Annotated in this window: 23 protein-coding genes; 11 read left to right on the plus strand and 12 right to left on the minus strand. The window is 62.1% G+C overall.

Annotation, left to right across the window (positions count from 1 at the left end; all coding sequences use genetic code 11):
• Positions 1 to 46: 46 nt before the first annotated feature.
• The gene (locus tag QNM96_RS04210) at positions 47 to 727 is read left to right on the plus strand and encodes a DUF4336 domain-containing protein (RefSeq protein WP_283834758.1); all 681 of its coding nucleotides are present in this window, start codon (positions 47 to 49) and stop codon (positions 725 to 727) included.
• Positions 728 to 766: 39 nt separating this feature from the next.
• Here the strand turns inward: QNM96_RS04210 and QNM96_RS04215 are convergent, their stop codons facing one another.
• The 3 genes from QNM96_RS04215 to QNM96_RS04225 all read right to left on the minus strand — a co-directional run bounded on the left by QNM96_RS04215 (position 767) and on the right by QNM96_RS04225 (position 2,772).
• Positions 767 to 1,027: a hypothetical protein gene (locus tag QNM96_RS04215; RefSeq protein ID WP_283834759.1), complete on the minus strand. Its 261-nt coding sequence runs from the start codon at positions 1,025 to 1,027 to the stop codon at positions 767 to 769.
• Positions 1,028 to 1,091: 64 nt separating this feature from the next.
• Positions 1,092 to 1,391, minus strand: coding sequence for a hypothetical protein (locus tag QNM96_RS04220; protein ID WP_283834760.1), 300 nt, complete (start codon positions 1,389 to 1,391; stop codon positions 1,092 to 1,094).
• Between the two features lie 49 nt (positions 1,392 to 1,440).
• Entirely contained in the window at positions 1,441 to 2,772 is a 1,332-nt protein-coding gene (locus QNM96_RS04225) for a GTP-binding protein (protein WP_283834761.1), read from the minus strand.
• Between the two features lie 182 nt (positions 2,773 to 2,954).
• Between QNM96_RS04225 and QNM96_RS04230 the strand changes: the two genes are divergently transcribed.
• From QNM96_RS04230 to purQ, 4 genes are all read left to right on the plus strand, one after another.
• Positions 2,955 to 4,739, plus strand: coding sequence for a nucleoside recognition domain-containing protein (locus QNM96_RS04230; RefSeq protein ID WP_283834762.1), 1,785 nt, complete (start codon positions 2,955 to 2,957; stop codon positions 4,737 to 4,739).
• 82 nt (positions 4,740 to 4,821) lie between these two features.
• On the plus strand, positions 4,822 to 6,120 hold the full coding sequence (locus QNM96_RS04235) for an FAD/NAD(P)-binding protein (RefSeq protein ID WP_283834763.1): 1,299 nt from the start codon (positions 4,822 to 4,824) through the stop codon (positions 6,118 to 6,120).
• A 143-nt stretch (positions 6,121 to 6,263) separates the two neighbouring features.
• On the plus strand, positions 6,264 to 6,518 hold the full coding sequence (purS, locus tag QNM96_RS04240; RefSeq protein ID WP_283834764.1) for a phosphoribosylformylglycinamidine synthase subunit PurS: 255 nt from the start codon (positions 6,264 to 6,266) through the stop codon (positions 6,516 to 6,518).
• A gap of 7 nt (positions 6,519 to 6,525) precedes the next feature.
• Complete coding sequence (gene purQ, locus QNM96_RS04245; protein ID WP_283834765.1) at positions 6,526 to 7,206, plus strand: phosphoribosylformylglycinamidine synthase I; 681 nt, start codon at positions 6,526 to 6,528, stop codon at positions 7,204 to 7,206.
• Positions 7,207 to 7,439: 233 nt separating this feature from the next.
• Here the strand turns inward: purQ and QNM96_RS04250 are convergent, their stop codons facing one another.
• Positions 7,440 to 8,318: an alpha/beta hydrolase gene (locus QNM96_RS04250; protein ID WP_283834766.1), complete on the minus strand. Its 879-nt coding sequence runs from the start codon at positions 8,316 to 8,318 to the stop codon at positions 7,440 to 7,442.
• Positions 8,319 to 8,426: 108 nt separating this feature from the next.
• On the minus strand, positions 8,427 to 9,254 hold the full coding sequence (locus QNM96_RS04255) for a transcriptional regulator (RefSeq protein ID WP_283834767.1): 828 nt from the start codon (positions 9,252 to 9,254) through the stop codon (positions 8,427 to 8,429).
• Positions 9,255 to 9,691: 437 nt separating this feature from the next.
• On the opposite strand from QNM96_RS04255, the gene QNM96_RS04260 reads away from it, so the two are divergent.
• Positions 9,692 to 12,007 carry a catalase gene (locus QNM96_RS04260; protein ID WP_283834768.1) on the plus strand — a complete coding sequence of 772 codons (2,316 nt, stop codon included), beginning with the start codon at positions 9,692 to 9,694 and terminating at the stop codon, positions 12,005 to 12,007.
• Positions 12,008 to 12,041: 34 nt separating this feature from the next.
• Here the strand turns inward: QNM96_RS04260 and QNM96_RS04265 are convergent, their stop codons facing one another.
• A complete protein-coding gene (locus QNM96_RS04265; protein WP_283834769.1) occupies positions 12,042 to 13,121 on the minus strand; it encodes an archaeosine biosynthesis radical SAM protein RaSEA in 1,080 nt (359 codons plus the stop codon).
• Between the two features lie 105 nt (positions 13,122 to 13,226).
• Positions 13,227 to 13,421, minus strand: a complete 195-nt coding sequence (locus QNM96_RS04270; RefSeq protein WP_283834770.1) for an HVO_0649 family zinc finger protein — start codon at positions 13,419 to 13,421, stop codon at positions 13,227 to 13,229.
• 100 nt (positions 13,422 to 13,521) lie between these two features.
• Here QNM96_RS04270 and QNM96_RS04275 point away from each other — a divergent pair, with 100 nt between their 5' ends.
• The 3 genes from QNM96_RS04275 to QNM96_RS04285 all read left to right on the plus strand — a co-directional run bounded on the left by QNM96_RS04275 (position 13,522) and on the right by QNM96_RS04285 (position 17,934).
• The gene (locus QNM96_RS04275; protein ID WP_283834771.1) at positions 13,522 to 15,411 is read left to right on the plus strand and encodes a bacterio-opsin activator domain-containing protein; all 1,890 of its coding nucleotides are present in this window, start codon (positions 13,522 to 13,524) and stop codon (positions 15,409 to 15,411) included.
• A 201-nt stretch (positions 15,412 to 15,612) separates the two neighbouring features.
• Positions 15,613 to 15,801: a DUF1328 family protein gene (locus QNM96_RS04280; RefSeq protein ID WP_283834772.1), complete on the plus strand. Its 189-nt coding sequence runs from the start codon at positions 15,613 to 15,615 to the stop codon at positions 15,799 to 15,801.
• 207 nt (positions 15,802 to 16,008) lie between these two features.
• Positions 16,009 to 17,934, plus strand: a complete 1,926-nt coding sequence (locus QNM96_RS04285; protein WP_283834773.1) for an aldehyde ferredoxin oxidoreductase family protein — start codon at positions 16,009 to 16,011, stop codon at positions 17,932 to 17,934.
• A 97-nt stretch (positions 17,935 to 18,031) separates the two neighbouring features.
• Here the strand turns inward: QNM96_RS04285 and QNM96_RS04290 are convergent, their stop codons facing one another.
• Both QNM96_RS04290 and QNM96_RS04295 read right to left on the minus strand, forming a co-directional pair.
• Complete coding sequence (locus tag QNM96_RS04290; RefSeq protein WP_283834774.1) at positions 18,032 to 18,181, minus strand: hypothetical protein; 150 nt, start codon at positions 18,179 to 18,181, stop codon at positions 18,032 to 18,034.
• On the minus strand, positions 18,181 to 18,984 hold the full coding sequence (locus tag QNM96_RS04295; protein ID WP_283834985.1) for an Lrp/AsnC family transcriptional regulator: 804 nt from the start codon (positions 18,982 to 18,984) through the stop codon (positions 18,181 to 18,183). Before QNM96_RS04295 ends, QNM96_RS04290 begins: the two co-directional genes overlap by 1 nt.
• Positions 18,985 to 19,200: 216 nt before the next feature.
• Here QNM96_RS04295 and QNM96_RS04300 point away from each other — a divergent pair, with 216 nt between their 5' ends.
• Positions 19,201 to 21,540 (plus strand): amino acid permease, encoded by a 2,340-nt coding sequence (locus tag QNM96_RS04300; RefSeq protein WP_283834775.1) that lies wholly within the window; start codon positions 19,201 to 19,203, stop codon positions 21,538 to 21,540.
• 39 nt (positions 21,541 to 21,579) lie between these two features.
• Here QNM96_RS04300 and QNM96_RS04305 read toward each other — a convergent pair whose 3' ends face one another.
• The 3 genes from QNM96_RS04305 to QNM96_RS04315 all read right to left on the minus strand — a co-directional run bounded on the left by QNM96_RS04305 (position 21,580) and on the right by QNM96_RS04315 (position 22,580).
• Positions 21,580 to 21,936 (minus strand): hypothetical protein, encoded by a 357-nt coding sequence (locus QNM96_RS04305; protein ID WP_283834986.1) that lies wholly within the window; start codon positions 21,934 to 21,936, stop codon positions 21,580 to 21,582.
• On the minus strand, positions 21,933 to 22,193 hold the full coding sequence (locus QNM96_RS04310) for a hypothetical protein (RefSeq protein WP_283834776.1): 261 nt from the start codon (positions 22,191 to 22,193) through the stop codon (positions 21,933 to 21,935). Before QNM96_RS04310 ends, QNM96_RS04305 begins: the two co-directional genes overlap by 4 nt.
• A gap of 108 nt (positions 22,194 to 22,301) precedes the next feature.
• A complete protein-coding gene (locus QNM96_RS04315; RefSeq protein WP_283834777.1) occupies positions 22,302 to 22,580 on the minus strand; it encodes a ubiquitin-like small modifier protein 1 in 279 nt (92 codons plus the stop codon).
• Positions 22,581 to 22,784: 204 nt separating this feature from the next.
• On the opposite strand from QNM96_RS04315, the gene QNM96_RS04320 reads away from it, so the two are divergent.
• Positions 22,785 to 22,964: a hypothetical protein gene (locus QNM96_RS04320; protein ID WP_283834778.1), complete on the plus strand. Its 180-nt coding sequence runs from the start codon at positions 22,785 to 22,787 to the stop codon at positions 22,962 to 22,964.
• Positions 22,965 to 22,976: the final 12 nt, after the last annotated feature.

The following is a 22,976-nucleotide window of genomic DNA, read 5'->3' on the forward strand; positions in this document are numbered from 1 at the left end:
TTTAGTATATGCGTTCGGGCCCCGTACTCGAGACAGAAGAGAAATTATGCTCAGACGAACGGCGGATCGACTGTGGACGTACGAGGAACCGCTTCGGTTTATGGGAGTCGAGATGGGACGGATCATGACGGTGATCCGTCTCTCGAGCGGCGGCCTGTTCGTCCAGTCGCCGGCCGAGTTGACGCCGGCACTCAAGGCCGCGCTCGAAGAACTCGGCGACGTTCGGTTCGTCGCCCCAGCCAGCAAGCTCCACGGTCATCTGTACATGGAGCAGTACCGGGAGGCGTTCCCGGGCGTCGAACTCCTCGCTGCGCCCGGACTCGGCGTTCGGCGGCCGGACTTGACGTTCGACGGGCTGTTGGGTGACGTCCCCGACCCACGGTGGGCGACCGACATCGACCAGGCGGCCGTGGTCGGCCACCGGTGGCTCACCGAGATCGCGTACTTCCATCGCCCGAGTCGAACGCTTATCCTCGGAGACGTCGGATTCCATATCGGCCCCTCGAGCCCGTTGAAAACACGTCTACTGGCGCGAATTGCGGGCATCTACGGGCGGGTTAGGCCGCCGCTCGATCTGCGGCTCACGATCAAAAACGAGCGCGCGTTCCGTCGGTCGATTCGAGACGTTTTGGCGTGGGACTTCGATCGAGTCATCCCCGGCCACGGCGAGATCATCGAAACCGGCGGCAAACGCGCCGTTTCCGACGGGTTCGAGTGGGTACTGTGATTTCAGAACTGCTCACAGGCCACACTACTTCCGAGATACTTAGGAGACCAGTTCGTCGGCGCGCCGACGCAACGACGGTGCGACGGTGGTATCCTCGGCGAGTTCCTCGAGTTCCTCGGTCGCGCGACAGTTAGAGAGCCCCTCGAGCGCGCGGCGACGAAACTCGCCGTCGAGACCGCCCATCTGGACGATAATCGAGAGGTTCGTTCGCTCGCCTTTCTCGACGAGGCGGTCGATTGCTTCGTAACGGTTCTCGCGCTGGACGTTTTTTCGAACTGCGGTCTGGAATGCGGTTGACATTGGTGGTGGGTATCTTAGCGCGTCGCGTCTGTATCGCGGCGTGTGGTCGAGCCATGTGGTCGTCTCACTGCATCTCCTCGAGGTCGACGAACGAATCGTCCTCCGCGGAAAGCCACGCCGTCTGTTTCGTCCGCGGGTCGGACATGTCGTAGATCGTACAGATCTCGGTTCCGTGTTCGTCCGGTTCGACGACGGACCGACAGTCCAGCGAGCGGATTTCGCTGGTCGAATCCGCCGGTGAGTCGCCGGATTTCGATTCGCCTCGAGTCGTTCTCTGTTCTTCCCAAGTCGATTCCTGTTCTCCTCGAGTCGTCCCCTGTTCCCCGTCCGCGTCACCGTCGTCCGTTGGATCGTGTGCTGTCACTGTGGTAGGTTTCTGTTCGTACCGTCTCCTCGAGCCTCGGTCCGATCGCTCACTTGGCGAGGCCCACTTCCGTCGCCGTCTCGTGCTCGTGAGTGTGGTCCGTCTCAGCCGACGTTTCCGTCCCCTCATCTCCCTCCGAAGCACCCTCGGGCGCTTCGCCATCGAGTTCGTCTTCGTCCGGCACCTCGAACGAGGGGAACCGATCGTCGTAGGTCGCCCAGTCCTCACGCATCTCCTCGTCGTCGAGCACGCAGGCTTCGAGCCGATCTCGGACCGTTTCGTGGTCCATCTCGGTTCCGATGCAGACCAGCTGTATGCCACGGTCTCCCCACTCATCGTCCCAGGCGTCCTCGAGTTGCGGGTACTCCGCTAACTGTTCCTCGCGTTCCTCGGGCGGGAGCGCGGCGATCCACTGCCCGCCAGGTGCGACGCGGATCGACTGGCCAGCGACGTTGAGCGTGACCGCCTCGTCTTCCCGTCCCGCGAGCCAGAAGTGGCCCTTCGAGCGAACGACGTTCTCGGGAAATTCGTCGAGCAGGTCGGCGAATCGCTCGGGGTGGAACGGCCGTCGCGATTCGAAGACGAAGGAGGTGACGCCGTGTTCCTCCTCGGCCGATTCGTGGGGCTCTCGAAGCTCCTGCACCCAGCCCGCGGACTGTTGGGCGTCCTCGAAATCGAACCGACCGGTCTCGAGAATCTCGTCGGGGTCAACAGCGCCGTGGGTCGTCCGAACGATTTCGGCTCGCGGCTGGAGCGTCTCGAGGGTTTCTTCGACGCTCTCGAGGGTTTCCTCATCGACCAAGTCGCACTTGTTCAGGAGTAACACGTCGCAGAACTCCACCTGATCGACGAGCAGGTCGCCAAGGTGTTTTTTCGTCCCGTCGTCGTCGAGGACTTCGTCCGAGCGCATCGCCTCGTGGAACTGGTGGGCGTCGACGACCGTGACCGTGGTGTCGAGGTGGCAGTTCTCGAGCGGCTCGATGCCGGTCTCTTCGTAGAACTCCGTGGGGTCGAGATCGGACTGATCGAAGCCGAGCGTAAGCGTCTGGGCGACCGGCAGGGGTTCTGCGACGCCGGTCGACTCGACGACAATCGAATCGAACTCGCGAGCCTGCGTGAGTGATCCGATTGCGTCGAGAAGATCGCCGCGAAGCTCACAGCAGATACAGCCATTAGAGAGTTCGACGAGTTCTTCTTCCTCCTCGGTGATGTCCGAGGATTCGGCGACGTGTTCGGCGTCGACGTTGACTTCGCCCATATCGTTGACGAGGACGGCGACGTCGCGCTCCTCGCTCTCGCGAAGGAGGTTATTCAGCGTTGTCGTCTTTCCGGCCCCGAGCGTACCGCTGAGGACCGTTACGGGAATCGTATTCTCGGGCATTCAGTTGCCAATATGGTGGCCAATTTAATAATAGTTATTATTTTGTTCGCCAGTATTATTATACTGGGCGCTCGAGTCCAAGACCAACCGATGTCTCAAGCCCCACACCCGGATATGACGGGTGATAGCGACAAACCGAGTCGAGTCCAAGAACTGCGAGCTACAGCGCCCACCTCGACGACATGAACGAGGCCGAGAACCGCGGTGAACGAACGGCCGAGACGCAACCGGAGACCGTCGTCCTCATCGGAAAAGAAAACGTCGGCAAATCCGCGCTCGCCGACGCGCTATCGGAGACGGCCCCGACCGACGAAGCGATCGGCGGTTCGACGGTCTCGAGTGAAGTGTACCGAACGGACGGCCTCGAGATCGTCGATACGCCGGGTCTCACCCTCGAGACGGACACCGAAACCACCCGAACGGCGCTTTCGAATCTCGAGGATGCAGACGGTGTCGTCCTCGTCGTCCCGGCAACCGATATCGACCGGGACCTCGCGGATCTTCTGCCGATCGTTCAGGGTCGTGTCGGTTCCGTCGTCGTCACGTTCTGGGACAGGGTCGAAGACGGCGGAGCGACGGTCGTCGATAACGAGCAAGCGGCCCCGGAGAGAGGTGGCAACGAACCGACGGGGATCGACAGCGGACGAGCGTGGGGAGCGATCGCCGATCTCGAGGCCGACCTCGGCGTTCCCGTCGTGCCCGTCGACGCCCGAAGTCTGGCCCGCGTGGCAACCGACGGCGGAGCGACGGGCGGAACCGAACCCACCGCTGTTCGAGCCGCGGACGGCCGCGACCTCTTCGAAGTACTTCGCGGTGGCCGCGAGTTTCCGGGCGGAGCCGAAACGCGCGTCGGCTGGCGAATCGAACCGCCGGAGCGCGTCTTCGAACGGCCGTACGTCGGGCCCGTGGTTAGCTGTCTGGCGTTGTTAGTACCCGCGTTCGTCGCTGTCGCGTTCGCGAACACCGTCGCCGAGGAGATGGACCCGATCGTCGGCGGACTGCTCGAGCCGGCCGTCGCGTGGACGGGATCGCTTCCCGGTCCGCTCGCGGCCGTTCTGGGCGGGGAGTACGGACTGCTCGCGATGGGTCCGTTCCTGTTCGTCTGGGCGCTTCCGACGATGCTCATCTTCGCGCTGTTCATGGGCGCCTACAAGGCCAGCGGGCTCGCCACCAGAATCACGACCGCGCTTCACCCGACGATGCGCCGCGTCGGACTCACGGGTCGGGACCTCGTCCGCGTCGTCATGGGCTTTGGCTGTAACGTCCCCGCGGTCACGAGCACCCGGAGCTGTTCTTCCTGCACCCGTTGTACCACCATCTCGGCGATCTCGTTCGGCTCGGCTTGCTCCTACCAGTTTCCAGCCACGCTAGCGGTCTTCGCCGCCGTCGGAATGCCCTGGCTCGTCGGCCCCTACCTCGCGGTCCTCGTCGCGACCACGCTCATCTACGTTCGCCTCATCGCCCCCGAACGGGCACGGATGACCAGCCTCGCCGTCGATCGCCGAACGTTCCTTCAACGGCCTCGAACGCGGGCGATCTGGCGGGAGGCTCGAGCGTCGCTCTCGAGTTTTATTACCACGGCACTCCCCGTCTTCGCGGGTATCTGCGTGGTCGCCGCGCTCCTCGACTACCTCGGGGCGCTCGAGCGCATGGGAGTGGGCCTCGAGCCCGCGATGGCCGCGTTCACCCTGCCGGCGGAGGCCGCCCTACCGGTCGTCCTCGCGTCGATTCGCAAGGACGGCGTGGCGTTGCTCACCGCGGATACCGCTGGCGTTACCGCCCTCTCTCCGGTACAGGTGCTTGTCGCCGTCTACCTCGCCGGCGTTCTCTTTCCGTGTCTCGTCACCGCCATCACCGTGGCTCGAGAGGTCTCGACCCGGTTCGTGCTGAAAATGCTGGCCCGACAGGCGGCCGCGGCGATCGGGTTCGCGTTGTGCATCGCCTGGATCGGCGCGCTCGTCGTGTAAATCTTGTTAAAAATACGATCTACACCAACCATGTTTATTAAACCAAATGAGTGAAATAACAACCTGGCGTAGGTGGTCCTGAATGCTCGAGTGTGTCATCGTCGGCGGCGGCATCCACGGAACCTATCTCGTCCAGCGACTCCTCGAGGAGACGTCTTTGGACCGCGATCGGATCGCCGTCGTCGATCCCCACGAACGGCTTCTCGAGTCGTTTCGCCGGAAGGCGGCGGCCTGTGACATGGAGGAACTTCGCTCGACGTTCGTCCACCACGTCGGTACCGAACCGTTCGGCCTCGAGAGCTTCGCTGAATCGCGGGGTCGCGAGAACGAACTCCGACCGACGCCCGGCTACCCGCGCCGCCCCTCGCTCGCGCTCTTTCTCGATTACGCCGACTACGTGATCGACGGCAACGATCTCGAGTCGCTTCACCAGCGGTCGTCGGTTCGGCGGATTCGAACCGCGTCGAAAACTGCCGAGGGGGAAGGGGAGGAGGCGCTCGTGCTCGAGACCGACGAGGGCGAGCTTCGCGCGCGAACCTGCGTGCTGGCGATCGGCCACGGCGGTCGCTACCGAATCCCCGACTGGGCCGACGGCGTGCCCGGGGTGAACCACGTCTGGAGCGACGACTTCGATCCCGAACGGCGCGTCGGGGAAACGGTGATCGTCGGCGGCGGAATCAGCGCCGGCCAGTTGGCGACCTGCCTCGCCGAGCGCGGACCCGGTCGGACGGGAACGGATCCGGCGACGTCCCACGAATCGGTCACGATGCTCGCCCGCCATCCATTCGAGCGGGCCGTCACCGAAGCCGACCCACGCTGGATCAACTGGGGGCACGTCGAGACCAACCTGCACTGTCACCCGCCGGGCTCTCGAGCGCGCTATGAAACCGTCCAATCGGTCCGAAACGACTCGACGATGCCGCCGTACCTCCACGACCGGCTCGAAGATCTGGTCGAGACCGACGATCTCGCTGTCCGTCGGAGCGCGGTCGACTCAGCGAGATGCGTCGACAGCGGGTCGTCGGCGAACGCGAGCGAGAAACGAGTTCGTCTCCTGCTCGAGGACGGCGGTTGTCTCTCGGCGGATCGGGTCGTGCTCGCGACCGGTTTCGAACCGGTCTACGAGCACCCGTTCGTGAAACGGCTCGCCGCCGATCTGGACCTCGAGCGAGGGTATCGCGGAATGCCCGTCCTCGAGGACGAGAGCCTCGCCTGGCGGCGAACGGACGGAACGACGTCGCCGCTGTTCGTCTCCGGCGCGCTCGCGGCGGGAACTGTGGGTGCGCTCGCGGGCAACATCGCGGGCGCACGACGGAGCGCGGATCGGATCACGGACGCGATCGAGACGGGGGCGCTCGAGGCGGCTGAATGCCCACCGTAGGCGGACAGACTGTTAAAATTCTCTGTGAGAGCCCGATGGCATCCGTATCGACTCTGTCCGCCAGTGCCAAACGTCTATCCACGAACGTGCATCACAGACGTAACCCGAAAGCGTTTTTGAGCACGGTTACGGGGATTCACGTAATGACTGCCTACACCGCCACGGTGACGGTTCGTCTCAAACACGGCGTCCTCGATCCCGAGGCCGAGACCACCAAACGCTCCCTCGAGCGTCTGGGCTTCGATCTCGAGGCGCTTCGCTCGGCCGACCGCTTCGAGATCGACCTCGAGGCCGACTCCGCGGGCAACGCCGAGGAGGAAGTCGAAGAGATGGCCGAACGACTGCTCGCGAACCCGACGATCCACGACTACGATATCGACGTGGCCGAACGGGAGTAAGATCACCATGACTGTATCAATCATCAGGTTCGGCGGCTCGAACTGCGACCGAGACGCCGAACGCGCGCTTTCCCACCTCGAGATCGACGCCGAGATCGTCTGGCACGAGGACGGCTTGCCGGCCGAGACGACGGGAATCGTCCTCCCCGGGGGCTTTTCTTACGGCGACTACCTTCGGGCCGGCGCGATGGCCGCTCGCTCGCCGATTATGGCGGAGGTTCGCGACGCTGCAGCAGACGGCGTTCCCGTCCTCGGCGTCTGTAACGGCGCGCAGGTCGGCTGCGAGTCGGGGCTCACCGACGGGGCCTTTACGACCAACGAGAGCGCACGGTTCCAGTGCGAGCACGTCTACCTCCGCGTCGAGCGCGACGACACGCCCTGGACCGAGGCTTACGACGAGGGCGAGGTTCTCGAGATTCCGATCGCCCACGGCGAAGGGCGCTATGAAATCGACGACGACCGACTCGAGGAACTCGAGGCCGAAAATCGTGTGCTCTTTCGGTACTGCGACGAAGACGGCGAGTTGACCGAGGACGCCAATCCCAACGGATCGAAACACAACGTCGCCGGCGTGCTCGGCGACCGAGACTCCGTCGCGGTGTTGATGCCCCACCCCGAACGCGTCACGCTCCCCGACATCGGCGGGACCGACGGACAGGGTGTTCTTCGGGGTCTCGAGAGCGTCTGATAGCGGACAACGGGATCTTGGGAGCCACGCCGTCTCGAGCAGATCGATTTTCTCACAGTAGTTGGTAGTGAGTTTCTATATTCAGAGTTGAATGTGAAAGTCGCGATAAATATAGGGCAAGCAGTAATCGGAGAGGATGCAATTCATCCAATAACCGTCAGAAATGCTGTTCTATGTAGGGACGTATTGACGGACGACGGAAATGTAAGGTGATTGATCGCCGATCGGTAGTTCTACTGACGGATGACTGCAAGTACCGCTTCGATGAAACGGTCTGGCGCGGTGAGCATCGCCTCGTGAGCGTGCCCATCGAAGGTAACGATCCGGCTGTTCGGGAGCGCATCGTTGACCGGGGCCGTCGCATCTTTCAAGAGCGGGGGGCTCTCGCTGCCGGACAACAGCATCGTTGGCGTCGTCATATTGGCGAACCGATCTGCATCGAACTCGTACTCGCCGATCGCTGCTAAGCTGCGGGGCCAGACGTGTGCCGCATCCACGAGGTCTGACCAATCCGAAGCCGAGCGTTGCGCGTCGATTTCCTCCGGCGTAGATTGGGCGATTTCTTGGAGGAACAGCACGAGTACCTGTTCGTTCTCACCCACTTTCAGCAGCCGCTCCATTTCAGCGAGTACCTCATCGGAGTAGAGTTCGTGATCGCCGAACGCAATCGGTGGTTCGTACAGGATGAGTTCGTGTAGGTTATCGGTTCGCAGGGCCGCCTCCAACGATAAGAGCGCCCCCGATGAGTGCCCAAGGAGGGTTACAGGCTTGTCGATCGCATCGACGACCGCAGCCACGTCCTCGAACTCCCGTTCCAAGTCGTACTCGTCGGCGTTGCCGGAAGCGGACGCTTCCGGCTGGCCAACCGAGCTTCGCTCGGTGGCGTCGCCGCTTTCGCCGACACCGCGACAATCCATCGCGTAGACCGTGCAGTGGTCCGCGAAGGCGGATCGAACGTCGGAGAGTTCCCAGAACCTGTGATCACAGACTCCCCCGTGGACGAGCACGAGCGGTGGCCCGCTTCCCGTCCGTTCGAAAGCAATCTCGGTCCCGTCTGCGGACGTGACTGTTTTCATCTCTTCTCCCGTGACGGGTGATGTTGATTCGGTCATGGTTGGGTCCACCTGGCTGTATCTGGACCGACGAGGGCCGTGATAATGACACTATCTAGTGAAATATTGCACGGCGTGCAAACAGGACAGACTGGTTGGTGGGTTTCTCTACGGAGCGATAAACTGTTCGGGGACCGGAGTGTCCAATGCGTCCTCGTCGACTGGTCGCGCCTCCCGACGGTACTGCTCGAAGACCGAGAGGGCCCATTCTCGGGCCTCGGGTGCGTCGGTGTCGATCCACGCACGCAGTGCTCTGGTTTCGGTATCGTGACAGCAGATACTGACCCGGTCGTCGAAGACATCGATCCCGCACCGCGTCCTGTCGGGAAGGTCGTCGTGGACGAGGACGGTGCAATGGTTTCGGGCAGCGGCCTTCTTAAACAGGTCGGGGTTCCAATTGGCCGTCGCCGCGAGGACTGCCGGGTCGTACACGTACTCGATTTCCATGCCGTCGAGGGCGGCCCGACAGAATGCCTCGTTGGCAACCGCTTTGAATATCGTGGCCCCGAGTCCCCACATCGAGTCGCTCTCCTCAACCAGTTGGATCACGCGGTCGATGGGTTCGTATGGATAGCCCGGGCCGGGATAGACGACGACGGCGTCTGCGAACAGGTCCACGGAGAATCCCTCCATCTCTCGCGGAAGCCACTGCCAGACGTCACGGAGCTTCCCCTCGGTCTCCATCGCATCACGGAACTCCGTGAACCGTTCAGAGACGAACTCACCAAGCAGTGTGAGTTGGTACGTCGGCCCGCTCCGTTCGATCCATTGTCGCTCCTCGAAGTCGCCGAGCACGCGTCCAATAGTCGACGCGTGGGCACCAGTCCGGGCCTGTATGTCTCTCCGATCACAACCCTCCTCGGCGAGTATGTCGAGTATCCCGACCCGGTGGTTCGAGCTGGCGATGAACTCGATTTCATCGATAGGACCCCCCATGGTAATAGTAATCATGGTATCGATGATACTTCTTTTGGGCTCTCCTCGGCTCTATTTGAACCGATTCCAGGGGTAACCCGTGATGAATTTGCGCCCTGTACCATCATCTGCAACTGGTCGGAACCCCGGTAGTTAGTTCCCACACGTAGTTACCGAATTTTCCGATTCAGTGTCGGGCACCAGTCTGAATAAAGAAGTCGTTCCAGTATCTACTTCTCATCTTCTTGAGTCCCAGGTCCACGCGCTATCGGCAACACACTGCTTGTGCGGACGGACGAAACTCACACGAGGAACGACACTTGCATCGGCTTGCAAGCGTGTGGATATCGTTTATCCAGCTAGTTGTGGGTCACTAGACGGCGAGGGAACGGACCGTCCATCGATCGGCAGTGGAGGTAATTCGGTCCGTGACGATCATCTCGAGGAAAATACGATCTATGTCAGAGCACGACCCGACCGACGAGACGGACGCTGTTACCGAGCCATCGAACACAACAGAGAGCCAAGAGGAAGCGACGACTGACGAATCGAACCGAACCGCAGTAAGTGACGGCGGCACTGACGACGAGTCGGGATCTGGGTCCGACTCGAGCCAGGCGGGAACGAGCGACGACGCCGGCGAGTTCGATGAGCAGAGCAAACAGGACCAACTCGATGAAGTCCGCGAAAATCCGGAGGGCGAACAGCTAACGTCCGATCACGGGGTCAAGATCACCGATACCGACAACTCGCTCAAGGCGGGTGAGCGCGGGCCGACGATCATGGAGGACTTTCACTTCCGGGAGAAGATGACCCAGTTCGACCACGAGTCGATTCCCGAACGGGTCGTCCACGCTCGCGGAACGGGAGCTCACGGCTACTTCCAGCCCTACGAGGATCCCGACCTCGGCGACGAGTACGACGACATCTCGGAGCTGACGAAAGCCTCGGTGCTGACCGATCCCGACCAGAAGACGCCGGTCTTCACCCGGTTCTCCACGGTCGTCGGTTCTCGAGGGTCGTCCGACACCGTCCGGGACGTTCGGGGCTTCGCGACGAAGTTCTACACCGAAGAGGGCAACTGGGATCTCGTCGGGAACAACATCCCGGTTTTCTTCATCCAGGACGCGATGGAATTCCCCGATCTGGTTCACGCGATCAAACCCGAGCCCGACGACGGAATGCCGCAGGCGTCGGCAGCCCACGACACCTTCTGGGATTTCGCCTCCCTCAAGCCCGAGATCACCCACATGGTCATGTGGGTCCTCTCGGGACGGGCCCTCCCGCGAGCCTACCGGATGATGCAGGGCTTCGGCGTTCACACCTTCCGGCTGGTCAACGACGAGGGTGACTCGGTATTCGTCAAGTTCCACTGGACGCCCAAACTCGGCACCCATCAACTCGTCTGGGACGAGACCACGAAGCTCTGGGGGAAGGACTCGGATTTTAACCGGAAGGGACTCTACAACGTCATCGAGGAGGGGTACGATCCCGAGTGGGAGCTCGGCGTCCAGATCTTCGACGAGGAACGGGCCGAGGAGTTCGACTTCGACGTCCTCGATCCGACGAAGATCGTCCCCGAGACCGAGGTCCCGGTCCGGCCGATCGGCAAAATGGTGCTCAACGAGACGCCGGACAACTTCTTCGCCGAAACAGAGCAGGTGGCGTTCCACCCCGGCAACGTCGTCCCCGGCATCGACTTCTCGAACGACCCGTTGCTGCAGGGGCGACTCTTCTCCTATCAGGACACCCAGCTCAATCGGTTCAACAGCGCGAACTGGGACGAGATCCCGATCAACCGGCCCATCGTCGAGCGACACAACAACCAGCGCGCCGGCTTCATGCGCCAGGAGATCAACGAAGGGAAAGCGTCGTACAAGCCGAACTCGATCGGCGACGACGATCCACAGGAGGTCCCCGAGGAGGAAGGCGGCTACGAGCACTACGCCGAGAAGATCGACGGGCAGAAGATCCGCAACCGCAGCGACAGCTTCGAGGAGCACTTCGACCAGGCGCGGCTGTTCTGGAACAGCATGTCCGAGCCCGAAAAGCAGAACATCGTCGACGCCGCCCACTTCGAACTCGGCAAGGTCGACCGCATGGAGATCCGCGAGCGGATGGTCTACGACCTGTTCAACAACGTCGACCACGAGTTCGCCACACGCGTTGCCGAGGGAATCGGCGTCGAGCCGCCCGAATCGCCCGGCGACGAGCTACCGGACCACGACAGGGAGGATCCGTCGCTCAGCATGGAAAACCGGACCCCGGACACGATCGAGACCCGCAAGATCGCGATGCTGGTCGACGACGGGTTCGACGACGACCACGTCTCGGAAATCCGATCAGCCCTCGAGGACGAGGGCGCTCGAGTCAAGATCATCTCGGAACTCCTCGGCGAGAAATCGGGGGCCGACGGCGAGACGGTCGACGCCGACGAGCATCACGTCGCGGCGGCTTCGGTTTCGTTCGACGCGGTCGTCGTCCCCGGCGGCAGCGAGAGCGTCGACGCAATGACTCAGCAGGGCGATCCGAAACACTTCGTCGCCGAGGCGTTCAAACACTACAAGCCGATCGCCGCGGTCGGTGAGGGAACGGAACTGTTCGAGGCGGTCGATCTGCCGGACACCGAAATCGCCGACGACGGCGACCTCGAGTCGGACGCCGGCGTCGTCACCTGCCGGAACGACGACCTCGACGAGTTCCTCGAGGCGTTCGTCGACGCGATAGCCGAGCACCGTCACTGGGGGCGGAATCCGAAGGAAGTACCAGCTTGAAAAGTGCCCGCCCAAAAAGTGCCCGCAAAAACCGTTATCGAGTCAGCGGCTGATTGTAGCCGCGTTCGAGGTCCATCACGGCGTCCCAGGTCGCTTCGCACTCACAACTGACCTGCTCGAAGACCGAGGGATCCTGTCGGAGGTCGAAGTCCTTGATCGCCTTCTGGACGAGGTCGTCACACTCCTTGCAGTTGTGGGCACCGCGGTCGGAGCCGTGGCCGACGGGGTCGGAGACGACGATCGAGTCGACATCTGCAGTTTCCTCAAGGACGTGTGCGACCGACCAGAGCCACGGTGGACGATAGCCGTCTCTAAAGTGGAGTTCGTCGACCATGGTGTAGCGCTGGACGTTACACGGGTTCATCGAGACGGTGTGACAGCCGGACACGTCGGCACAGCGCTCGATTGAGGAGATCATGTCCTCGACGGCCTCGGGTTCGCTGAGGAACGGCGGCTTCATCAGCAGGTACGCTTTGATCCCCGCGTTCTCGACCTCGGCCGCGGTCGAGCAGGCGTCCTCGAAGTCTGCGAAGTCGAAGTACTTGTTCACGCAGTCGTGGCGAACCCGATCCGTGGCGGTCTCGAGGCCGATCGCGATGTCGGCCTGGAGCCCTTCGTCGGTGAAGTCCGTGAGCTTCTCGCGGTCGACGAAATCGGGCAGGGACTCGAGGACGATCCGTTCTCGGTCGCCGAAGGTTTCGGCGATTGCTCGGCGGGTTTCGGCGCCCACCTCTCGTTCGTCGAGGAACGAACCGGAGGTGTAGATCTTGATGAGTGGCGCTGGACCGTCCGCGTTTTCGGCCTCGTGGGAGAGGCAGACGTCGATCTGATCCAGCAGGGCGTCGTGGGAGACGCTCCCGCCGTCGACGCTTTCGGCGACGTAACCACACATCGTACAGCCGCCGGCGCGGGCCCAGCGACAGCCGCCGGTATTTAAGATGATCGTCAGACTCTCCTTGACGCCGTCGGGCGTATTATCCTCGTCGAGCCAAACGCGGGTGGGCTGGTGGGGATCGTAACTCGCCTCCTTCTCGGAGCGGATCTCCCGCATCACCTGATTGTGGGCGTCCATGCCCTTGCCCTGCTCGTAGACTTCGGGCGTGGGTGTACTCATTATCGAAGGAAGCGGTCGGACGCCTAAAGCGCCTTCGTTGCCGCTCGCGTTCGGTAGCCGACGCTACGGGACTGTCCTGATCGCGTCGCGATTACGGAACCGAGACTACAACCGAAGCTCCCGCGTTTCGATGGCGTCACAGGACGGACAAACGTGCTGGTAGGAGACTCGGTCACCGCTCGTCCGGACGCGCCATCCGCCGTCGGAGTCGACATATCCGCACTGTCGACACCGCCGTTCAGTATCATCGAACTTCTGTCGAAGCCGGTCGAAAGGTGATCGGCTCTGTTGGGCAGACATGTGCTATCATAGGACATGGTGCTTAATAACATTCGGGGTGCTCGATCCTCGGCTCGCCCAACCACAGTACTTCATAGTGAGCGTCTGCGTACGTAGGGACATGGATACGTCCGACACGGAGTCGACGGATCAAGAGTCCGACTCGATGTCGAACGCGACCGTCGCGCTCGAGCAGATGGTCGATCCGGTGGTGACGGTTGCAGACGGGGCGGTTACGTACGCGAACGAAGCCGCTTGCGAGGAGTTCAGCCTCACGGGCGACGAAGAGGAAGAAGCCACAGACGCCACCCTCGAGGGACGGTGGGCCACACTTCGAGCGGAAATCGACGAAACGACGGCCGGGACGGTTCGGGAGGTCAAACTCGAGGACGATGGCTACGACGTGCGTATTCATCGGGACGTCGATGGGGCGACGCTCATCTTCCAGCAAACAGAGGATGCCAACAGCTCGACGAACGACAGGGCCGTCAAAGCTCGTGCGGTCAACGAGGCACCGGTGGGGGTGGCGATCTCCGATCCGTCGCTCGAGGACAATCCGCTGGTGTACGTTAACGACACCTATCAGGACCTATCCGGGTACGAGTTCGAAGACATCGTCGGACGGAACTGCAGAGTTCTTCAGGGGCCGGATTCGGACCCCCATGCCGTCGAGGAGATGCGAGCCGCCATCGACGACGAACGGCCGGTGACCGTCGAGCTCAAGAACTACCGCAAAGACGGTACCGAATTCTGGAACGAGGTCACGATCGCACCGGTCTACGACGGCCGCGGCGAACTCACCAACTACGTCGGCTTCCAGAACGATATTACCGCCCGCAAAGAGGCCGAATTCGAGGCCGAGCGACGAACCGAGGAGCTCGAGTACACCCTCGAGCGCGTCGAAGGGTTGATTCAGGATGTCACCGACGTGGTCGCGGGATCGACGACCCGGAGCGAACTGGAGGCCGCCGTCTGCGATCGCATTGTTGCGGAGTCCGCCTACGACGGCGCCTGGATCGGCGAGCGAAACCCCGAAACCCGCACCGTCGACGTTCGGACTGCTGCCGGTCGGTCACCGGACGTTCCCGACGAACTCGACGGACACCCGGCAACCAAAACGCTCGAGACCGCCGCGGTTTCGATCGACACGATCGGCGGATCGACCCGGGCGGCGTTCCCACTGTTTTACAATGATATCGAATACGGGGTCCTTACCGTCCGGACGGGAACCGAGCGAGACATCACCGACCGGGAGACCGTTATCCTCTCCGCGCTCGCTCGCGCCGTCGCCAGCGGTGTTAACGCTCGCGAAACCAGTCGAATGCTCGCGACGGACGCCGTCGTGGCCGTCGACCTCGAACTCACCGACGCGTCGGCCGCACCCGTCGCCGTCTCGCGGGCGACGGACTGTCGACTCGAGTACCGGCGCTCGGTTCACCGAACGGGAGCGAAAACTTCCTCGTTGTTCACCGCAACTGGGCCGTCGTCGGACGACAGCACGGACGTATCAGCGGCGATAGCAGAAGCCACAACAGCTCTCGACGGCGTTGACCTATCGATACTGGTCGAACGTGACGACGAATGTCTGGTCGAGCTCTCGACCGAAGAGAACGTCGTTACCTGGCTTTCCGAACGCGGTGTCAGGACACAGGCGATTTCCGCGGAGAACGGGCGGGCACGACTTACGCTCGAGATTCCCCGATCCGCGGACGTGCGATCCGTCATCGAGGCGATCGAGGACCGCTACGACGGCACTGATGTCATCTCGTTCCAGCACAGGGAGCCAAATGGGGAAACGCGACAGGAGTTCGCCGCTCGTCTCGAGGAGGAGCTTACCGAGCGCCAGTTCGCGTCGATTCAACGGGCATACCTGGGCGGCTATTTCGAGTGGCCGCGACCCGCTACGGGCGAGGAACTCGCCGAATCGCTCGGCGTCTCGCGACCGACGTTTCACGAACACTTACGCAATGCGGAGGCGAAACTCTGTCGAGCGTTCTTCGGTGACGACTGATCCTGTCGGCAGTACGTCGTTCACAATTCTCGTCGCCCCGCGGGTGCAAGACGCTTCACAGGGGGACAGCCGACAGTACGGCTGAAACGCCGTCAGCGGCGGATTGAACCCCGGCTTACTCGCCTGTAGTCTAAACTTAGCACTCGGAACGGTCCCGGACGGTCGGCGGCATTTATATGCACCGTCGTGATAGCTCGGCGTATGCTGGAACTCGCGACTCCGCTACAAATCGGTGACGGTGGCTTTCTGTACTGGGCGGTCGTCTTCTTCGTCCTCGCAATCGTTGCAGCCGCGGTCGGTGCTCGCGGTGTCGCCGGAATTTCGATGGAGATCGCACGGATCTTCGTGTTGATCTTCATCATTCTCGCGATCGTCGCGCTCCTGTTGTGAGCCGATAGTTAGCCGGTTGGAATGTGCACACAATCGGTTACGAATGCGCAGAACTTGCCACCGCGCTCGTTGCACTCGAGCCACGGAAAGGCGTGTGTTTTGAGCCCGTATTGATTGGTCCGCGACAGCCGGCGTAACTAAATCTGGTTACCTTCCGTCGGGAAGGACTAACACGACGGAGGACAAAGATAATAGTGAGCATTTACCATGACAGATATTGGCGGCTTCCACGACAACGTCGCACGCATCGACCTCGGGGAGGAGTCGGTCGACTACGAGTCGATCGACGACGAGGACGCGAAGAAGTATATCGGTGCCCGCGGGCTGGGGGTGAAGTATGTCTTCGAACAGGGACCGGACGTCGACCCGCTTGGTCCGGAGAACCTCCTTGCGTTCATGAACGGGCCACTTTCGGGGACCCAGGTGACGATGAGCGGCCGGATCGCGGTCTGTACGAAATCGCCGCTGACCGGGACCGTCACCGACAGCCACCACGGCGGCTGGTCGGGAGCGCGGCTCAAATGGGCCGGCTTTGACGGCCTGCTGTTCGAGGGCCAGGCCGACGAGCCAGTCTACGCGTACATCGAGGACGGCGAGGTCGAGCTTCGAGACGCCTCCCACCTCTGGGGGAACGGCGTCCACGAGACTCGAGACACCATCGAGGAGGAGATCGATGGAGCGTACGGCAAGAACCTCTCGATAATGGCGATCGGTCCAGGCGGCGAAAACGGGGTCAAGTACGCCTGCATCGTCAACGAGGACGACAGAGCGTCGGGTCGAGGGGGAACCGGCTGCGTCATGGGCTCGAAGAACCTCAAAGCGGTCGTCGTCAAGTCGACGACGAAGATGCCCCAGCCCGCCGACCAGGAGACGTTCAAGGAGGGCCATCAACAGGCGATGGCCGCGATCACCGAATCCGAGGTAACTGCGCCCAACGAGGGCGGCCTCTCGCTGTACGGCACGAACGTCCTGATGAACATCACGGAAGAGATGGACGGCCTCCCGACGAAAAACGGGGTGTACACCTCTACGGAGAGTATGACCGAGGCCGAGGGCGTCGACATCGACGCCGAGCGCGTCTCCGGCGAGAACGTCCGCGAGAACATCCTCGTCGACGAACCGACCTGTCACTCCTGTCCTGTCGCCTGCAAGAAGGAAGTCGAGGTCCAGACGATGCACAAGGGCGAGGAGATGAACGTCCGGATGGAGTCCTACGAGTACGAGTCCGCCTACGCGCTCGGGCCGAACTCGGGCCACACCGACCGCGACGCCGTCGGACTGATGATCGACCGCTGTAACGACATGGGCATCGACACCATCGAGGTCGGGAACATGATGGCGATGGCCATGGAGATGAGCGAGCAGGGCAAACTCGAGGAGGGCCTCGACTGGGGCGACTCCGAGACGATGGTCGACATGATCGAACACATCGCTCGCCGCGAGGACGACCTCGCGGACCTGCTCGCAGAAGGGCCGCGTCGAGTCGCGGACCGCAAAGACGCACACGACAATTCTCTTGCGGTTAAAGGACAGACGATTCCGGCGTACGACCCGCGCTGTATGAAGGGCATGGGCATCGCCTACGCAACATCGAACCGCGGCGCGTGTCACCTCCGCGCATACACGCCCGCAGCCGAAATCCTTGGCGTACCGGAGAAGGTCGATCCCTACGAGTACGAAGGGAAGGGCGAACTGACCGCCGCCTTCCAGGATCTCCACGCCATCTCCGACAGCTTCGACATCTGCAAGTTCAACGCTTTCGCCGAAGGGATCGAGGAGTACGTCCTCCAGTACAACGGCATGACCGGACTCGAGTACACTGAAGACGACCTGCTCGAGGCCGGCGAACGCATCTACAACTTAGAGCGGTACTACAACAACCTCGCCGGCTTCGACGGCGCAGACGACTCCCTGCCAGCCCGGTTCCTCGAGGGCGGGGACGGAATCGCCGGACAGGGTGCGAGCGAGGGCGAGTTCTGCGAACTCGAGGAGATGAAAGACGAGTACTACGACCACCGCGGCTGGGTCGACGGCGTCGTGCCGGACGAGAAACTCGAGGAACTCGAGATCGATATCGGCCCCGGAACCGGCGTGGATTCGAGCGGCGGTGCGACTGCCACCGGCGACGACTGATCGCCGCCACCGGCGAAGGGGACTCGATCGCTCGATTTTGGCGACAGCAAAGCTTCGGGCGTCGACGACAGTGAGGTGAGCGAAAAATCAGTCGCGATTACTTCTTAAATTCGTACGTGGCGATTTCGGTCGAATCGCAGTTCGGACAGACGTCGCGTTCTTCATCCAGCGTCGTCCCGCAGTTTCGACACTCATAGTGTGGGTCGTCGTCCGTCAGCAGTTCCGTGAGAACGTCTTTGAGAACCATTACGGATCGATTGGGTCCGGCTCTCGGCCGAACTCGGTCGCGGGCTTTTGGAAACTATCGAGCGTTCGGTCGTCGATGCCGTCCCGCGAAAGGACGGTCACGACGTCGTCCGAGCGAATCGTCGTCTCGCCGCGAGGAGTTAGCACGGTACCGTCCCGCTCGATGGCGACGACGAGAAGGTCGTCCGGGAGGACACCGTTGTTTCCGGCCTCCTCGAGCGTATAACCGCGTATTTCGGATTCGGAGCCGACGGTGACTTCGACGACGTTGGCGTCTCCGGTCAGGCTAATCACATCCATCGGCGTCGGTTCAGCCGTCGTTTCGTCGGGGCCGTACGGCGCGTACGGACGCGAAAGTTCGTCCTGAACGAGATCCTCGTCTTCGATTTCGGCGCCGAGTTCGGACAGCGCGCGCCCGATCCGCTCGAGAGACTTCGTATCCGCGCCGACGGCGACGACGTGGAGGTTTCGTCGCCCGGTCATCAGTTTTCGAACGTTGATGACGCCGGGAATCGCGCTCACTTTCTGAGCGATCGATTCGCGGTTTTCGACCGGAACGTTGCACTGAAAGAGCGTCGTCAACCCGCCCTCGGCGGACTCGAAATCGACCGACGTGTGGTAGCCGCGGATAATGCCGTGGCTCTCGAGTTGATCGATCCGATTGCGGATCGTCGCCGGAGAGACGCTGACCTCCTCGGCGATCATGGGCGCGGACGTGTTGCGCGCGTCGGCCATCAGCGCGTAGATTATCCGTCGATCGATCTCGTCGAGACGGTATCCCGAATCGGGGCGCTGATTAGCGATAGCGGCTCACCCTCATTGGTCACTCAGTTGGCTTTCACGATCGAACAATAAATACTCCCCGGATTATTCAAACCGTACTCTCAGTTCGAATAGCTCAGGAAGCGAAAATTCTACCGATACAAATATATGTTCTGCGCCGATTTCGCAGACTAGAAACAGTACGCAGTTTCACCTGTGCGGTTTAAGCCCCGCGAAACCGGGGAGGACGACCACATCATGTCTGATCAAGAACTCGCTCGCGACCTGGGATTCGTCGAGGCCTACACGCTTGGGCTGGGAACGATGATCGGAGCCGGCATTTTTGTGCTCCCCGGAATCGTCGCGGATGCAGCAGGCCCCGCAAGCATGATTTCCTTCGCTATCGGGGGCGTCGTCGCGTTGCTCGCGGCGCTTTCGCTTTCCGAACTGGCGACCGGAATGCCAAAAGCCGGCGGGAGCTACTATTACGTCAACCACGCACTGGGGAGTTTCTTCGGTACGATCGTCGGCTGGGGAATGTGGGCCGGGTTGATGTTCGCAACGGCGTTTTATATGCTTGGATTCGGTCAGTACCTCACCAATCAGCCCTCAGACGCGTTCGTCGTTATCTTGGCGGGCTTGGCGATGGCCTCGGTACTCGTAGCCGTCAACTATCGCGGCGTCAAGGAAACCGGCTCCCTCCAGAACGTTATCGTCGTCTTACTTCTCGGGCTTATTCTCGTCTTCATCGCCGTCGGCTTGACGAGCGTCGACGCCGAGTTACTCTCCCCCTTCGTCCGCGAAGGAGAAGGGTGGCCCGTCGTCGCGGCGACCGCAGGGACGGTGTTCGTGACGTTCATTGGATTCGAAGTGATCGCAACCAGCGCCGAAGAGATCAAAGATCCGGGACGGAACCTTCCCCTCTCGATGATCGCGGCGGTCGTCACGCCGACGATCCTCTATGTCCTCGTCATGCTGGTGAGCACGGGCACGCTCCCGGTACCGGATCTGGCAGATTCGGACGTTCCGGTCGCCGATGTCGCGGCCGCGGCCGCCGGCGGGTTCGGCTCGTTTGCCGTCGGCGAGTATCGCGTGGAATTCGCGACGATCGGATCGATCGTCATGATCATCGGCGCGATGTTGGCGACGATCTCCTCGGCGAACGCGTCGATCCTCTCGGCCGCTCGAGTCAACTTCGCGATGGGGCGAGATCAGGTCCTCACCAACTGGCTCAACAAGATCCACGACCGATATCGAACGCCCTACCGGGCGATCCTGGCAACAGGAGTCGTTATTCTCCTCCTGATCGCCAGCCCGCTTCCGATCGATACCCTCGCAGACGTCGCGAGTTTCATGTTCCTCATCACGTACGCGCTCGTCCACGTCGCCGTCATCGTCCTGCGTCGGGCGGAACCCGACGAGTACGATCCGGACTTTCGGATCCCGGCAGTCCTCTACCCGGTCGTTCCCGCTCTCGGGTTCCTAACCTGTCTCGGCGTCATGTACCAGATGGTCTGGTACGTTCAGGCGATCGGAATCGGTATCGTCGGCGTCGGCGTCGTCTGGTACCAATTCTACGCGAAAGAGCAGGCAATCTCCACGACGCTCATCGGCGAAGCGGTCGCCCCGCAAACGGACGAAGCGCTCGAGGAGGACGCCTACCGCGTCGTCGTGCCCGTCGCGAATCCGGAAACTCAGCGCCCGCTTATCAAATACGCCGCGGCGAGCGCCGCGAGTCAGGACGGCGAGAGCGAACTCGTCGCAATCAACGTGATCGAGGTGCCACCACAGACGTCGCCCGCCCAGATCGAATTCGAAGAGCGGCGGGTCGAGCGCCAGCAGGCGCTCCTCGAGAACGTTCGCGACGTCGCGACGGATCTGGATGTCGCGGTAAGAACGCGGGCGATCGTCGGCCGAGACGCTGGAGAGACGCTGCTCTCGGTCGTCGAGGAAGAACAAGCGAATCACATGCTGTTGGGATGGGCGGGGAGCCGACGTCGACGCGATGTGATCTTCGGCTCGACGATCGATCCGCTGCTCGAGCGAGCCGCGTGCGACGTGACGCTGGTCAAGGATCCATCCGAGTCGCCGGACGATATCGTGACGCTCGCGGGCGGCGGCCCGCACGCGCCGGTGTCCGCTCGGCGTGCAGGAGAGCTTCGGCGCGCGTTCCCCGAGAGCACGCTGACGTTGTTGAATGTGCAACCGAAGGGAGACGCCGTGATCGGACCGGATTCGGACGATCGATCCGATTCTGACGGGGAAGCCGCGGACGAAGCGCCTGCCGCAATCGATCCGAAGCAAACCGGTCGAGAGACGATCGAAAGCGTCGCGGCGGCGGCCGGCCTCAAGGCGGACGAGTTCGAGTCGCGCGTGCTCGTTGCCGACGACGTACAGGAAACGCTGCTCGAGGCGACGGTGGGGTACGGGACGGTCTGTGTCGGAGCGACGGGAACGAGCACCGTCGCGCAGGCGCTATACGGATCGCTTCCCCAGCGAATCGTTCAGCAGTCCGACGGGACGGTCCTCATGGCCCGCGGCGAAGCTCGGTCGCCACGGACGTTCCGGCAGGCGCTGATCCAGCGGCTAGAGGGGTGAAACCGTTCAGCTGTTGCTCGAGCCGGAGAATCGTCCGCTTCAGGTCCCGATAATCAATGGATCTCGGATCTCGAGTGCCGCCTCGAACTCCGAGAGGCGATCCTGTCGTCTCCCGATCCGATGGAGTTGTTCTTCGTGTGCGCGACGAACCGCTGACGTCTCGCGACGGTCCCAATCGAACCGCTCGCCGAGTTCCTCCCAGTGGCCCCACTCGACGAGGAACGCACAGCGGTCGTCGTCCTCGAAGACGGTCTCGTACTCGCGTCGATACCGTGCGATATCCGACTCGAGTCGTTCCTGTGCCCGGTCGACGAGCGCGGGGAGCCGAGTCGGGGGAACGCTGGCTTTCGCCGCGGTGAGAACCAGAATCTGTCCCTCGATCGGATCCGCCATCAGCCACCTGCCCGCATCGCTTTCTGCGCGAACTCCTCGACGAGCGATTCGAGATGATCGTCCTCTCCCTCGAAGACGACGGTCACCTCGGTGAGCGTCAGCGACGGACCGATCTCGACCGTCTCCGAGGTGATCGACGCCGACCACCGCTCGCTCTCGACCGTCTCGTCGTCGACCCGTTCGCCCCCCAGATTCGTCAGATATCGGATCGCGAGCCGTTCGGAAATCCCTCGAAAGGAGCGCTCGATACGCCGTGTCATAGTCGGTCTTCGGTCAGCAGCCGAATAAAGCCATCTTCGTCGGCGAAACTGCCCTCGAGGCCGGACCCGCGAACATCGGCTCGAAAAAACCGCCGGCGGTTCAACGGATTACCCGCCCGCAACTGGCGGAAAGACGGAGAGTCGATCCCCGTCTTCGAGGGGCGTCTCCGGCCCCTCCATGTGAACGACATCGCGGCCGTTTTTCAGCACGCTTAGCTGCGGTCGGATCGAACCGTTCTCGAGTAACTGCTCTTCGAGTCCGTCGTACTCGTCCTCGAGAGCGCCGAGAACGTCGCCGACGGAGGCACCGTCTTCGACTGTCCGGCGTCGCTCTTTTTCGCCGACGGCCTCTCGAAAGGTCGCGAAGAATCGAAGCTCGAGTTCCATGTCGGTCCCTTGTCGGCTGTAACCATAAGTTCGGGCGGTACGACCGCCGCGTGAGCGTGTGGCCGCCACTCGGAGGGCTTGACCACGGGTGTTCGTCGCACGCGGTCCACGTCGTGACCACGCGGTATCTGACCCCTGATAAATGACGGGGGGAGACCACCGACAACAACTTATTGACGAGCGGATTATCTCCTCTCAACAGGTATGTGCGAGCGTTCCACGAACTGCTCGAAAGAGGATGCGTGTCAGCTCATCGTCCGGAACAACGATACCGGAATCGAGACCGTCGAGTACTATTGTAAGGCGCATCTCGTCGTCCGTATCTGTGAAGTCGAAGATGACGATGGACTCGCTGTCGTCGACGCGACGAAACTCTGGAACTGAGCCGTCCCGCAG

This window comes from Halostagnicola sp. A-GB9-2, assembly GCF_030068615.1.
Classification (GTDB): domain Archaea; phylum Halobacteriota; class Halobacteria; order Halobacteriales; family Natrialbaceae; genus Halostagnicola.

Excerpts from the sequence above, each read along its gene's own strand:
- QNM96_RS04285 (WP_283834773.1), top strand. The coding sequence starts at position 16,009 with ATGACAGATATTGGCGGCTTCCACGACAACGTCGCACGCATCGACCTC.
- QNM96_RS04255 (WP_283834767.1), bottom strand. The coding sequence starts at position 9,254 with ATGGGGGGTCCTATCGATGAAATCGAGTTCATCGCCAGCTCGAACCAC.
- QNM96_RS04235 (WP_283834763.1), top strand. The coding sequence starts at position 4,822 with ATGCTCGAGTGTGTCATCGTCGGCGGCGGCATCCACGGAACCTATCTC.
- QNM96_RS04260 (WP_283834768.1), top strand. The coding sequence starts at position 9,692 with ATGTCAGAGCACGACCCGACCGACGAGACGGACGCTGTTACCGAGCCA.
- QNM96_RS04230 (WP_283834762.1), top strand. The coding sequence starts at position 2,955 with ATGAACGAGGCCGAGAACCGCGGTGAACGAACGGCCGAGACGCAACCG.
- QNM96_RS04270 (WP_283834770.1), bottom strand. The coding sequence starts at position 13,421 with ATGTCTGCCCAACAGAGCCGATCACCTTTCGACCGGCTTCGACAGAAG.
- QNM96_RS04320 (WP_283834778.1), top strand. The coding sequence starts at position 22,785 with ATGTGCGAGCGTTCCACGAACTGCTCGAAAGAGGATGCGTGTCAGCTC.
- purQ (WP_283834765.1), top strand. The coding sequence starts at position 6,526 with ATGACTGTATCAATCATCAGGTTCGGCGGCTCGAACTGCGACCGAGAC.
- QNM96_RS04275 (WP_283834771.1), top strand. The coding sequence starts at position 13,522 with ATGGATACGTCCGACACGGAGTCGACGGATCAAGAGTCCGACTCGATG.
- QNM96_RS04315 (WP_283834777.1), bottom strand. The coding sequence starts at position 22,580 with ATGGAACTCGAGCTTCGATTCTTCGCGACCTTTCGAGAGGCCGTCGGC.
- QNM96_RS04290 (WP_283834774.1), bottom strand. The coding sequence starts at position 18,181 with ATGGTTCTCAAAGACGTTCTCACGGAACTGCTGACGGACGACGACCCA.
- QNM96_RS04310 (WP_283834776.1), bottom strand. The coding sequence starts at position 22,193 with ATGACACGGCGTATCGAGCGCTCCTTTCGAGGGATTTCCGAACGGCTC.
- QNM96_RS04215 (WP_283834759.1), bottom strand. The coding sequence starts at position 1,027 with ATGTCAACCGCATTCCAGACCGCAGTTCGAAAAAACGTCCAGCGCGAG.
- QNM96_RS04210 (WP_283834758.1), top strand. The coding sequence starts at position 47 with ATGCTCAGACGAACGGCGGATCGACTGTGGACGTACGAGGAACCGCTT.
- purS (WP_283834764.1), top strand. The coding sequence starts at position 6,264 with ATGACTGCCTACACCGCCACGGTGACGGTTCGTCTCAAACACGGCGTC.
- QNM96_RS04280 (WP_283834772.1), top strand. The coding sequence starts at position 15,613 with ATGCTGGAACTCGCGACTCCGCTACAAATCGGTGACGGTGGCTTTCTG.
- QNM96_RS04300 (WP_283834775.1), top strand. The coding sequence starts at position 19,201 with ATGTCTGATCAAGAACTCGCTCGCGACCTGGGATTCGTCGAGGCCTAC.
- QNM96_RS04265 (WP_283834769.1), bottom strand. The coding sequence starts at position 13,121 with ATGAGTACACCCACGCCCGAAGTCTACGAGCAGGGCAAGGGCATGGAC.
- QNM96_RS04250 (WP_283834766.1), bottom strand. The coding sequence starts at position 8,318 with ATGACCGAATCAACATCACCCGTCACGGGAGAAGAGATGAAAACAGTC.
- QNM96_RS04225 (WP_283834761.1), bottom strand. The coding sequence starts at position 2,772 with ATGCCCGAGAATACGATTCCCGTAACGGTCCTCAGCGGTACGCTCGGG.